This window comes from Microbacterium aerolatum (assembly GCF_007988825.1).
Taxonomy (GTDB): Bacteria; Actinomycetota; Actinomycetes; order Actinomycetales; family Microbacteriaceae; genus Microbacterium; species Microbacterium aerolatum.
Genome location: NZ_BJUW01000011.1, coordinates 83,679 through 94,333, shown reverse-complemented (window position 1 = coordinate 94,333; position 10,655 = coordinate 83,679). Strand labels below are relative to the sequence as shown.

General features: G+C 67.2%; 13 protein-coding genes. 6 read left to right on the top strand and 7 right to left on the bottom strand.

Annotated elements, in window-relative coordinates; all coding sequences use genetic code 11:
* On the bottom strand, positions 1–1,170 hold a 1,170-nt coding region (locus tag MAE01_RS12275), incomplete at its 3' end, for a DEAD/DEAH box helicase family protein (RefSeq protein WP_503826054.1).
* A 211-nt stretch (positions 1,171–1,381) separates the two neighbouring features.
* Here MAE01_RS12275 and MAE01_RS12270 point away from each other — a divergent pair.
* Positions 1,382–1,918 (top strand): methylated-DNA--[protein]-cysteine S-methyltransferase, encoded by a 537-nt coding sequence (locus MAE01_RS12270; protein WP_147039842.1) that lies wholly within the window; start codon positions 1,382–1,384, stop codon positions 1,916–1,918.
* Positions 1,919–2,019: 101 nt separating this feature from the next.
* Here the strand turns inward: MAE01_RS12270 and MAE01_RS12265 are convergent, their stop codons facing one another.
* Positions 2,020–3,654 carry a monocarboxylic acid transporter gene (locus MAE01_RS12265; protein ID WP_147039841.1) on the bottom strand — a complete coding sequence of 545 codons (1,635 nt, stop codon included), beginning with the start codon at positions 3,652–3,654 and terminating at the stop codon, positions 2,020–2,022.
* On the bottom strand, positions 3,651–3,998 hold the full coding sequence (locus tag MAE01_RS12260; protein WP_147039854.1) for a DUF485 domain-containing protein: 348 nt from the start codon (positions 3,996–3,998) through the stop codon (positions 3,651–3,653). Before MAE01_RS12260 ends, MAE01_RS12265 begins: the two co-directional genes overlap by 4 nt.
* A 161-nt stretch (positions 3,999–4,159) precedes the next feature.
* Between MAE01_RS12260 and MAE01_RS12255 the strand changes: the two genes are divergently transcribed.
* Positions 4,160–4,978: a LuxR C-terminal-related transcriptional regulator gene (locus tag MAE01_RS12255; protein ID WP_307723766.1), complete on the top strand. Its 819-nt coding sequence runs from the start codon at positions 4,160–4,162 to the stop codon at positions 4,976–4,978.
* A 64-nt stretch (positions 4,979–5,042) separates the two neighbouring features.
* On the top strand, positions 5,043–5,384 hold the full coding sequence (locus tag MAE01_RS12250; RefSeq protein ID WP_147039853.1) for a histone-like nucleoid-structuring protein Lsr2: 342 nt from the start codon (positions 5,043–5,045) through the stop codon (positions 5,382–5,384).
* Positions 5,385–5,390: 6 nt separating this feature from the next.
* Here the strand turns inward: MAE01_RS12250 and MAE01_RS12245 are convergent, their stop codons facing one another.
* Positions 5,391–5,999 (bottom strand): MarR family winged helix-turn-helix transcriptional regulator, encoded by a 609-nt coding sequence (locus tag MAE01_RS12245; RefSeq protein WP_147039839.1) that lies wholly within the window; start codon positions 5,997–5,999, stop codon positions 5,391–5,393.
* A gap of 73 nt (positions 6,000–6,072) precedes the next feature.
* On the opposite strand from MAE01_RS12245, the gene MAE01_RS12240 reads away from it, so the two are divergent.
* On the top strand, positions 6,073–8,244 hold the full coding sequence (locus MAE01_RS12240) for an MMPL family transporter (RefSeq protein ID WP_147039838.1): 2,172 nt from the start codon (positions 6,073–6,075) through the stop codon (positions 8,242–8,244).
* A gap of 19 nt (positions 8,245–8,263) precedes the next feature.
* Here MAE01_RS12240 and MAE01_RS12235 read toward each other — a convergent pair whose 3' ends face one another.
* Positions 8,264–8,644, bottom strand: a complete 381-nt coding sequence (locus MAE01_RS12235; RefSeq protein WP_147039837.1) for a hypothetical protein — start codon at positions 8,642–8,644, stop codon at positions 8,264–8,266.
* 113 nt (positions 8,645–8,757) lie between these two features.
* On the opposite strand from MAE01_RS12235, the gene MAE01_RS12230 reads away from it, so the two are divergent.
* Positions 8,758–8,961, top strand: coding sequence for a hypothetical protein (locus MAE01_RS12230; protein ID WP_147039836.1), 204 nt, complete (start codon positions 8,758–8,760; stop codon positions 8,959–8,961).
* Positions 8,962–8,981: 20 nt separating this feature from the next.
* Positions 8,982–9,185 (top strand): hypothetical protein, encoded by a 204-nt coding sequence (locus MAE01_RS12225; protein ID WP_147039835.1) that lies wholly within the window; start codon positions 8,982–8,984, stop codon positions 9,183–9,185.
* Here MAE01_RS12225 and MAE01_RS12220 read toward each other — a convergent pair.
* Positions 9,175–9,489: a DUF7882 family protein gene (locus MAE01_RS12220; protein ID WP_147039834.1), complete on the bottom strand. Its 315-nt coding sequence runs from the start codon at positions 9,487–9,489 to the stop codon at positions 9,175–9,177. The two genes, MAE01_RS12225 and MAE01_RS12220, sit on opposite strands and share 11 nt — an antisense overlap.
* A gap of 146 nt (positions 9,490–9,635) precedes the next feature.
* Positions 9,636–10,580: a helix-turn-helix transcriptional regulator gene (locus MAE01_RS12215; protein ID WP_229718281.1), complete on the bottom strand. Its 945-nt coding sequence runs from the start codon at positions 10,578–10,580 to the stop codon at positions 9,636–9,638.
* Between the last annotated feature and the right edge of the window lie 75 nt (positions 10,581–10,655).

The window sequence follows — 10,655 nt, the reverse complement described above, 5'->3', positions numbered from 1 at the left end:
GGGTGCCGTGAGCGCCTTGCGGTAGTCGATGAGCACGCTGCGCAGGCGCACGAGTGCGTCGTCGACATCGCTGATCTTCGGCGCGGTCGCCTTCTCGTTGCGGCCGATGGCGCGCACGAGATCGCGACGGATGCTGCCCGGCGAGACCGCCAGACTGTCGAGGCCGATGCCGCTGAGGCGGTGACGGACGCCCTCCAGAGTCGAGCGCCGCGCCGAGACCACCAGCACGCGCTTTCCGGCACGCACCAGCTCGCCGAGAGCGTTGATCACCGTCTGCGTCCCGCCGGTTCCCGGCAGCGTCGCGACGACGACAGAATGCCCGGCCGAGATGCGCGCGAGCACGGATTCCTGCTCCGCGTCGGCGTCGAGCAGCAGCGTGTCGGATGCCGGGGCACGGTCGTCCGGGCTGGTGACGGGCGGCTGCGCGCGCGCCGCCGTGACCTGCTCGCGGTCGGCGGCGTGGCCGGCGAGGGCGTTGAGCAGCTGGTGGTCGAGAGTGCTGCTGTCGCGGGCCATCGAGGCGCCGACGTCGGCGAACGTCGAGACGACCAGCCTGGGGAGCACAGCGAACGTGTCGATGGACTGGGTCGCCGCACGCAGGCGGTCGATGACCGGCTGCGGTTTGAAGATGCCGCCGTCGTAGGCGAGGGATGCCAGGGCCTCGGCGTCGATCGTGATCCCGAAGTGCTCCCTGGCCACGCGCACGAGCTCGGGGTTCACCACGAACGCGCCGTGCAGCTTCAGTTCGTAGTCGGTGTGATGCCGCCGGATCGCGAGCGGACGCAGCAGCACGGGAGCGGCGAAGTCTGCGCCGCCGATGCGCCAGCCGGCGAGTCCGACCGCGAGGTGGACGGCGTCGATGCCGCGCACTGTGCGCAGTTCGGTGTTCTTCGCGGTGATGCGTTCTGCCGCCAGGCGTGCGGTGCGAAGGCCCACCTCGTCACGGAACAGATTCGACAGCAGTGTCGACTTGCCGGTGATGAACTGCGGCAGGCTCCCGGGGTGCGCCTTGGAGATGTCGATGCCGCCCTCGACGGTGTCGCGGTAGGTCACCAGCGGCGAACGGCCGCCCAGATCGGCGGCTTCGGCGCGCAGACGAGTGCGCTCGGCGTCGGCGATGTGTGCCACGACGACGGCGCCGGGATCGTCCTGCCGATCATCGAGCGTCATCGCGGCTTCCGCTGCTGCGGCATCCGCAGCTTTGTCTTCACGTCGCCACACATACACAGACTAGGCTCCGGACAACCGCCCACCCTGTATCCTGGGCGGGTTTCACGGGATTGGCCCACTTTTCCTGCACATCGGCGGGCGTTTCGCGGCTTCTCCCCCACTCGTGGATTCCCGGCGTTCGCGCGATCCGCAGAGGTTCCAGGATGGACTCATGACATTCCGCTACGACTTCGCACCCACGCCCTTCGGCGATGCGCTGGTGGTGTTCTCCGACGAAGGCATCGTCCGCCTCGACCTGTCCGAATCGGCCGACCCTTCGGTGCCGTGGCTGCTCGAGGACATCTCGGCGCGACTGCACGAGGTGCCGCTCGCCGATCCGGGAGCCGCCGATGAGCTCGCGCACCTTCTGGACGACTACTTCGCCGGCGTGCCCGTGCGCTTCGCCGACCATCTGAGTCTCGACTGGCGACTGGTGGAGGGCTTCCACCGGTCGGCGCTGCAGGCCATCACCACGATCGAATGGGGCGAGACGATGAGCTACGGCGAGGTGGCCGTGCTCGCGGGGAGTCCAGGGGCCGCGCGCGCCGTGGGCACCGCGTGCCGGCTGACACCGTTCTCGATCATCGTGCCCGTGCACCGCGTGGTGCGTTCGGACGGCACCCCGGGTCAGTACGGGGCGCACCCGGAGCACAAGCGATACCTGCTCGACCTCGAGAAGGACCCCGCGAAGCGCGTCGCGGCGACATAGACGACGAGGACCCCGGCGAGTGGGCCGCCGGGGTCCTCGTGCCCTTCGACAGGCTCAGGGAGCGATCATCACCCCGATCAAGGGAGCGATCTTCGCCTCGCTCAGTGCTCGACCGCCTTCTCGGCTCCGAACCCGGTGAGCGAGCGCACCTCCATCTCGGCGGCGAGCTGTCGCGATTCCGCCGCACGGCTGGTGATCGTTCCCAGCCATCCCAGGATGAACCCGAGCGGGATCGAGACGATGCCGGGGTTGTTCAGCGGCCAGATCGCGATGTCGATCGTCGGGATCATGGAGGTCTCCGAACCCGAGAACACCGGCGACAGCACGATCAGGATGATCGCCGAAGCCAGCCCGCCGTACATGCTCCACACCGCACCGCGGGTGTTGAACCGGCGCCAGAAGAGCGAGTACAGGATCGTCGGCAGGTTCGCCGACGCCGCCACGGCGAAGGCGAGCGCGACCAGGAACGCGATGTTCTGGCCCTGCGCGCCGATGCCGCCGACGATCGCCAGGATGCCGATCACGATCACCGTGCGGCGCGCGACCTTCACCTCGGCGTTGGGGTCGGCATCCACCGGCGACCCGTCTGCCTTCTTGCGGCCCTTCTGGATGACGTTCGCATAGATGTCGTGTGCGAACGATGCTGCAGCCGTGATCGTGAGCCCAGCCACGACGGCCAGGATCGTGGCGAATGCGACCGCCGAGATGAACCCGAGCAGCAGCGGACCGCCGAGATACTGCGCCAGCAGCGGTGCGGCGGAGTTCACGCCTCCGGGTGCCGCCTGGATCACCTCTGGGCCGACGAGCGCACCCGCGCCGTAGCCGAGCACCAGGGTGAGCAGGTAGAACCCGCCGATCAGCCAGATCGCCCACACCACCGAGCGGCGTGCTTCCTTGGCCGTCGGCACGGTGTAGAAGCGCATCAGCACGTGCGGCAGACCCGCCGTTCCGAGCACCAGCGCCAGCCCCAGAGACACGAAGTCCAGCGGGTTGGCTCCGTACTGGAGTCCCGGTGCGAGGATCGCCTCGCCCTGCGGGGAGGCCTCGACGGCGGACTCGAGCAGCGTGTTCAGGTTGAACCCGTTGATCGCCAGCACCCAGATCGTCATCACGATGGCGCCGCCGATGAGCAGGAACGCCTTCACGATCTGTACCCAGGTGGTGCCCTTCATCCCGCCGATCAGGACGTAGACGATCATCAGGACGCCGACCACGGCGATGACGATCGACTGGCCGATGCGGCCGTCGATGCCCATCAGCAGCGAGACCAGACCACCGGCGCCGGCCATCTGCGCGAGCAGGTAGAAGAAGCAGACGGCCAGGGTCGTGATGGCTGCCGCCATCCGGACAGGGCGCTGCTTCAATCGGAACGACAGCACATCGGCCATCGTGAACTTGCCGGTGTTGCGCATCAGCTCCGCGACCAGCAGCAGGGCGACCAGCCACGCGACGAGGAACCCGATCGAGTAGAGGAATCCGTCATATCCGTTGACCGCGATGGCACCGCAGATTCCGAGGAACGATGCCGCCGACAGGTAATCGCCGGCAATGGCGAAGCCGTTCTGCGGACCGGTGAACGAACGTCCTGCCGCGTAGTAATCGGCCGCCGTCTTGTTGTTGCGGCTGGCGCGGATCACGATGAACAGCGTCACCGCGACGAATGCCGCGAAGATCGAGATGTTCAGGACCGGATTGTTCTCACCGGCGGGCGCTGCGGCCATGTGAACGACATTCATGCGCCTGCCTGCACCTTCTCGAGTTCTTCACGGATCTCCTGCGCCTTCGGATCGAGCTTTCGGTTCGCGAAAGCCACATACGCCATCGTGATCGCGAAAGTGGTGACGAATTGTCCGAGCCCGAGCAGAAGCCCGACGGTGATGTCACCCCATACGCGCTGGCCCATGAATTCGGTCGCATAGGCGCCGAGCAGGACATAGACGAAATACCAGATCAGGAACAGCGCGGCCAAAGGGAAGATGAACGAGCGCTGTGTTCTCTTCAGCGTTTGGAATCGTGCGGATTCTTCGACCGCGACGTAGTCGATTGCACCCGCCGATTCATCGGTGATTCGGTCAGTCATGGGGCCTCCTTGCCTCATGTGGGATCCCCACGCGACGGGGGCCGCGCGAGTGGTAGGGTCGACGCTACGAAACGGGGGACGTTGCCATCACCCCCGAAAGTAGGTACCCGAGGAGCCCAACGATCGCGCTTGACCCGGACGCTGACCTCGTCGCACAGGCAGTGCGCGAGTTGGCTCAGCGCACCCGCTTTCCGGTGGCGTTCGGTGGCCTGTTCGAGGACGGCGCCGTCTCGGTCACCAGCATCATCGGTGCGCGCACCCGCAGCATCGAGGGACTCAAGGTCCGGCCCGACCGCGGCCTGGGCGGCCGGGCGATGACCGAGCTGCGCCCCCGCATGACGAGCGATTACGGCTCCTCGCAGCACATCACGCACGACTACGACGGCTTCGTCCTCGGCGAGGGACTGCGCACGCTGCTGGCGTTGCCGATCATTGTCGAGGGCCGCTCCCGAGGCGTAATCTACGCCGGCGCATGGCAGGAGGCTCCGGTCGGAGGCGTGACCACTGCACCGGCGATGGCCGTCGCGGAGGCCGTCGCATCCGAATTGCGGATCCGCGACGAGGTCGCGCGCCGGATGCGCGCGCTCGCCCCCCAGGCGCAGTCGGTCACGCCCGCAGACCGCGAGGACCTGCGAGAGAGCTTCGCCGAGCTGCGCAGCATCTCCGCCGAGATCACCGACTCCCAGCTGCGGACGCGGCTCGGTCAGCTCGAACGGCGTCTTCTCGCATTCGCCGGCGACGTCCCAGAGCCCGCGACCGGCCCGATCACGCGGCCGAACCCCACGATCCGCCTGTCCCCGCGGGAACTGGATGTGCTCTCGTGCGCCGCCCTCGGCAGTACCAATGCCGAAATCGCCTCCAGGCTCGGCCTGCGCGAGGGAACAGTGAAGGCCTATCTCGGAACCGCCATGGCGAAGCTGGATGCATCGACCAGGCACGCGGCCGTCGCACGCGCACGGCGCTGGGGAATTCTCCCCTGAATTCCCGCCGGCAGCCTTCACGCTATTACGTGATGATTGCCGCCGGAATGCGTATGCTGGCGGAATGGCCCGACGAATTGTGCACCAGCTGGTTGATGACATCGACGGAACGATTCTCGGAATCGGTGAGGGAGAGACCGTTCATTTCTCTCTGAACAGCACCGCGTACGAAATCGACCTGACCACCGAGAATGCAGATGCATTCCGAAAGGCGCTCGAGCCTTACATCGCGGGGGCCCGGCGCGCCTCCGCTTCGCCCGCCCGCGGCGGATCATCGCGAAAGCGCTCCGCTTCTTCTCCCGAGACCGCGGCGATCCGCGAATGGGCCAATGAGAACGGCCACAAGGTCTCAGAGCGCGGTCGTATTCCGGCGACCGTCGTCGAGGCCTATCGCGCCGCGCACTGACTCAGATCACTCGTCTTCGGAGTTCGCCCACGGTTCATCGCCGATGGCGATCTCCGTCGTGACGTCGGCGAGGAACCGGATGACGATCTCGCGCTCCGCCGGCGACAGCCGTGCCGCAGCGGTGAACCTGCGGGCGTGCTGACGCCCTACCGTCTCGATCGCCGACCGCCGCGTGGTCGGCGTGATGGCGATCGCGAGCGCCCGTCGATCAGACGGGTGCGGGGACCTTGTGATGTGGCCGCCGCGTTCGAGGCGGTCCAGGAGCTTCGTGGTGGATGCCGTGGAGATGCCGAGGTGGGCGGTGATCGCCCCCGGAGTCGCGACCGCCCCGCTGTTCTCGCACGCGATGAGGAAGTGCAGCGCGCGCATGTCGGTCTGATTGAGCTTCATATAGCGCAGCGACGCTTCCGAGAGCTTCTGCTCGGCATCCCGCATCCCGCCCATCGCTCGCATGAGCGCGCTGATCTGACGGATATCCGATGCCGCCAGCGAACCGCGGTCGATGAGCTCGCCATCGGGGTCGCTGACATCCACGTCATAGATCGCCGATCCTGACGAGAACGGGTGCTGCGCGCCGCCGTCAAGGGGCTCAGGATCCGAGGGGACTTCGGGCATGCTGACGATGCTACTCCTACTAATACTTCATGCTAGGGTTTCATCTAGCCTGGCTAGATAAACGAGGGAACACATGTCGAAGAGCACTTCCGAAACCCGTGTGCGCGTGCGTCGCCGATCCTGGGCTCGTGTGCTCATCCCCGCCGTCCTCATCATCGCCTGGCTCGTCGGCGCGGGCCTCGGCGGCCCCCTGTTCGGCAAGGTCGGCGAGGTCTCCTCCAACGACCAAACCAGCTACCTGCCGTCATCGGCCGATGCGACCAAGGTTCAAGAACTGCTCGGCGAGTTCAACGACTCCGACGCGATTCCGGCCATCGTCGTCTTCGTCGGCGACGCCGAGCTCGATGAGGAGCAGCTCGCAGCGATCGACGATGCGATCGCCGGGACCGTGGACGTCGAGGGAATCGCAGACGAGGTGTCCCCCGCGATCCCCTCCGAGGACGGGCGAGCCGTGCAGGCCTTCGTCCCGATCTCGAGCGATGCCGACCTCGGCGACGCCGTCGCCGCCCTGGATGACGAACTGCGCGACGCCGCCCCCTCTGGTGTGACCGTGTACGTCACCGGACCCGCCGGGTTCTCGGCCGACCTGGTGGCCGGCTTCGCGGGAATCGATGGGCTGCTGCTCGGCGTCGCTCTGCTCGCCGTTTTCCTGATCCTCATCCTGGTTTACCGGTCGTTGCTGCTGCCGATCGTGGTCCTGTCCACGAGCATGTTCGCACTGTGCGTCGCACTGCTGGTCGTGTGGTGGCTGGCGAAGTGGGAGATCCTGCTGCTGAGCGGCCAGACCCAGGGCATCCTGTTCATCCTGGTGATCGGCGCGGCGACGGACTACTCCCTGCTGTTCGTCGCGAGGTTCCGAGAGGAACTGCGCTCCACCAAGGACAAGGGTGCCGCGATCATGGCCTCGTGGAAGGGGTCGATCGAACCGATCGCCGCTTCCGGCGGCACAGTGATCGCCGGCCTTCTCTGCCTCCTGCTGAGCGACCTGAAATCCAACAGCACGCTCGGACCGGTGGCATCCATCGGCATCATCTTCGCCATGCTCTCAGCGCTCACGCTGCTGCCGGCGCTGCTGTTCGCGTTCGGTCGCGCGGTGTTCTGGCCGCGGCGTCCGAAGTACGAGCCGGAAGCCGTCGAGGCCGAGAACGGCATGGCGATCAAGGGGCTCTGGGCGCGTCTCGCGTCCGGCATCAAGCGCCGCCCGCGTCTGATCTGGATCGTGACCACGCTCGTGCTGGTCGCAGGCGCGGCGGGGGCCACACAGCTCAACGCGTCCGGCGTCCCGCAGTCCGATCTGGTGCTCGGCGAATCGGCGGCACGGGACGGCCAGGTGGCGCTGGGCGAGCACTTCCCCGGCGGTTCGGGCAGCCCGGTGTACGTCGTCGTCGCCGAGGACGCGCTGCAGGATGCTGCCGACGTGCTCCTCGACAACGACGGGATCGACTCCGTGGCTGTCACCGCGGCTGATTCCCCGAGTGGCACGGCGAGCGTGACAGCGGACGGCATCGCCGCGTTCGGCCCTCCGGGAACGCCGGCGCCCGAGCCGACGGTCGTCGACGGCGACGTCATGCTGCAGGGCACGCTGACGGATGCCGCGGATTCCGATGCGGCGGCCACGACGGTGCGCGATCTGCGCACGGACCTGGCCGACCTCGACGCCCTGGTGGGCGGGGTGACGGCGACGTCGGTGGACACGAACGATGCGTCCATCCACGACAGGAACCTGATCATCCCGATCATCCTCGCCGTCATCCTGGTGATCCTGATGCTGCTGCTGCGCTCGGTCCTCGCACCGGTGCTGCTGATCCTGACGACCGTGCTGTCCTTCGGCACCGCGATGGGAGTCTCCGCGCTGGTGTTCAACGGGATCTTCGACTTCCCCGGCGCCGACCCGGCAGTGCCGCTCTACGGCTTCGTGTTCCTCGTCGCGCTCGGCATCGATTACAACATCTTCCTGATGACGCGGGTGCGCGAGGAGTCGCTCAAGCACGGCACCCGTCAGGGCATCCTGCGTGGTCTCTCCGTCACGGGCGGTGTGATCACCTCGGCCGGCCTCGTGCTCGCAGCCACTTTCGCGGCGCTGTCGGTGATTCCGATCCTGTTCCTCGTGCAGCTGGCGTTCATCGTCGCCTTCGGCGTGCTGCTGGACACCTTCATCGTGAGGTCGCTGCTGGTTCCCGCCCTGTCGTACGACATAGGCCGGGCGATCTGGTGGCCGTCGAAGCTGGGGCGCGGCGAGCGCTGAGCGACAGGGGCGCCGCCGGTCAGACGAACGCGGGGATCATCGATACGACGAACCCGATGGCGCCGATCCCGGCGAAGACAACGCCGAGGGTGGTGAAGAGCCTGCGCAGCACCGGAGGATTCACGCGGGCGTGACCCGGGTTGCGGGCGCTCACGTATCCTCGATGCCAGCCGTCCCCGATGTCTTCGCGAGGTGCAAGCGGCCGCTCATGGAAGTCGCCGCCGGCGAACCAGCGCACGATCGTCTCGTCTGCGCGCTCGATGACCGCGATGTCGACACGATCCCAGCGGCCTTCCGCGAGCGCGATCATGCCGGCGATGACGAGGAGCGGGATGCCGAATCCCAGTCCGATCCACGACACGACCTCCCCCACCAGGGCGAAAGTGTCGATCAGATCCACGCGCTCAGTCTAGAAGTCGAGAACCCTATAACCCGCGCCATCGGCGAGGTCAACCGGGTCTGAGTTTCGGGGCGCTGCGCCTTAGCATCCCGGAAACGACGAAAGGTTGAGCCATGTCGAATCCACTCATTCCCCCCGTGCCGCTTCCCGACGACGATCGCGTCGCAGCAGACGGCACCGCCGAGCCCGGAATCGATCCGACCGTGGAAGAGGATGGCGAGCGCACCGTGGATCCCGACGTCGATGACGCTCAGATCGACAGCGCGGACGCGGACCGGCTGGCCTCCGGCGCGGACAGCGACGGAGACACGCTGTGAGCGGCATCGAGGATCAGGGCATGCGCCCTCCCGGGGTCGACAAAGCACCGGCCGACGACACCGACGAGAATCAGGAGACCGAGCAGGTGCCCGCAGGGCGGGCCGGCGCGGACTCGGGCTCGGCGGATGCCGTGCGCATCGACCCCGATGACGACGCCGAGATCCCCGACACCTCGGAGATGAACGACGAGCCCGGGGTGGGTCCGGGTAAACCTAGGCCGTAGCCGCTTCGACGTGCTCGTCGACGAGCGTCACTCCCCCGCTGGAGCTCGCGGAGTTCGCCAGGTCCTCGACCCACTGTCGACTGATCGCCGGCGCCTCGGGCGAATCGAAGACGAAGCGCAGCGGGATCGACGGGTGCAGCCAGATCGTGCTGCGGCCGCTGTCGTCGGCATCCGGGTGACGCCATGAGAGCGTGAAGCTCTCGTTGCGCCGCAACTTGGTCGCGATGACGATCTTGAGATGCGCCAGCGCGCGGTCCTCGATGTTGATCGGTTCGGCGGAATCGCCGTAGTAGAGGCTCCCCATGTCTCGTGGCTCTCCTCACAGTCCAACGGCGCTGCACATCTGCCGGCCCGAAGGGGCCCTGCGCCACTCATGAATCTAATCGACCAGAACCGAGGGCACCGACCTGGGCGCGATGCGGGTGCATCCTGCGCACAACCAGTGCGCGCTCAGTCATCCCTTCCGCGACGCAGAGTCGCGGACGGCGCGACGCCGTACGCCAGCCGGTAGGCAGCGGCGAACCGGGAGGGATGCGCGAAACCCCAGCGCCGCGCGACCTGGCCGACCGTCTCGGCGCGGCCGTGCAGCAGCTCCCGATGAGCGCCGTCCAGCCGCGCCCTGCGGAGCTGGTCGGCCGGCGTCGTGTCCAGCGAGCGGCGGAACGCGTACTGCAACCCCCGCGTGGACATGTGCACGGCGCTCGCGATGTCGTCGATCGTGATGGGGTGGTGTGCGTTCTCGTCGATGAAGTCGATCGCCCTGCGCAGAGTTGTCGTCGCGGGGCGCAGCTGCACCGCGCCTTCGAGCGCCTCGCGGAATCCGGTCTCGAACGATGTGAGCGTCACCCACAGGGCGTGCCGTCGAAGTCCGGCGAGGATCAGCTCGTCCTCGGGCCCCGCCTGTGCGAACGACGCCGAGAGGTACGCGAAGGATCGCTCCCATTGTTCGGCGGCGCTCCGGCCGGTCGGTGCCAGGCCCGTGATCCGGACGCGATACGCGTCGTTCCCGCTCATGCGCCGCGCGAGCGTCTGCGCCGCCACGCGGTCGAAGATCAGCGCCCGGACCTTCGCGTCGTCCTCCCACCGCCCCCATACCTGGCGGCCCTCGGTCAACCACGGACGACTGCCGTCGATGTCGACGTGCCCGGAACCGAGCTCGACGTGTTCCGACTCAACCCGGCAGACCAGAAGCTGGTCCTCCGGTTCGACCACGGAACGGATGTCTGCGGCGAGCGCGTACTCCACCACCGACATGTCCGCGAGTTCCGCCGAGCGCCACTCGAAGCGGAAACGCTGAGGGTCGACGTTCTGGAGCACCGCCGACGGGACGAACTGCTTCCAGGTCTCTTCGACGCGCGTGACGTCTTTCGACTCGAAGCGCAGTGTGGACAGCATCCTGCTCACTCCTTCTCCGATGCGGGTGCCTATCTCGGAGATTAGCCCAGGATTCATGCTCCGAATGCCATACCC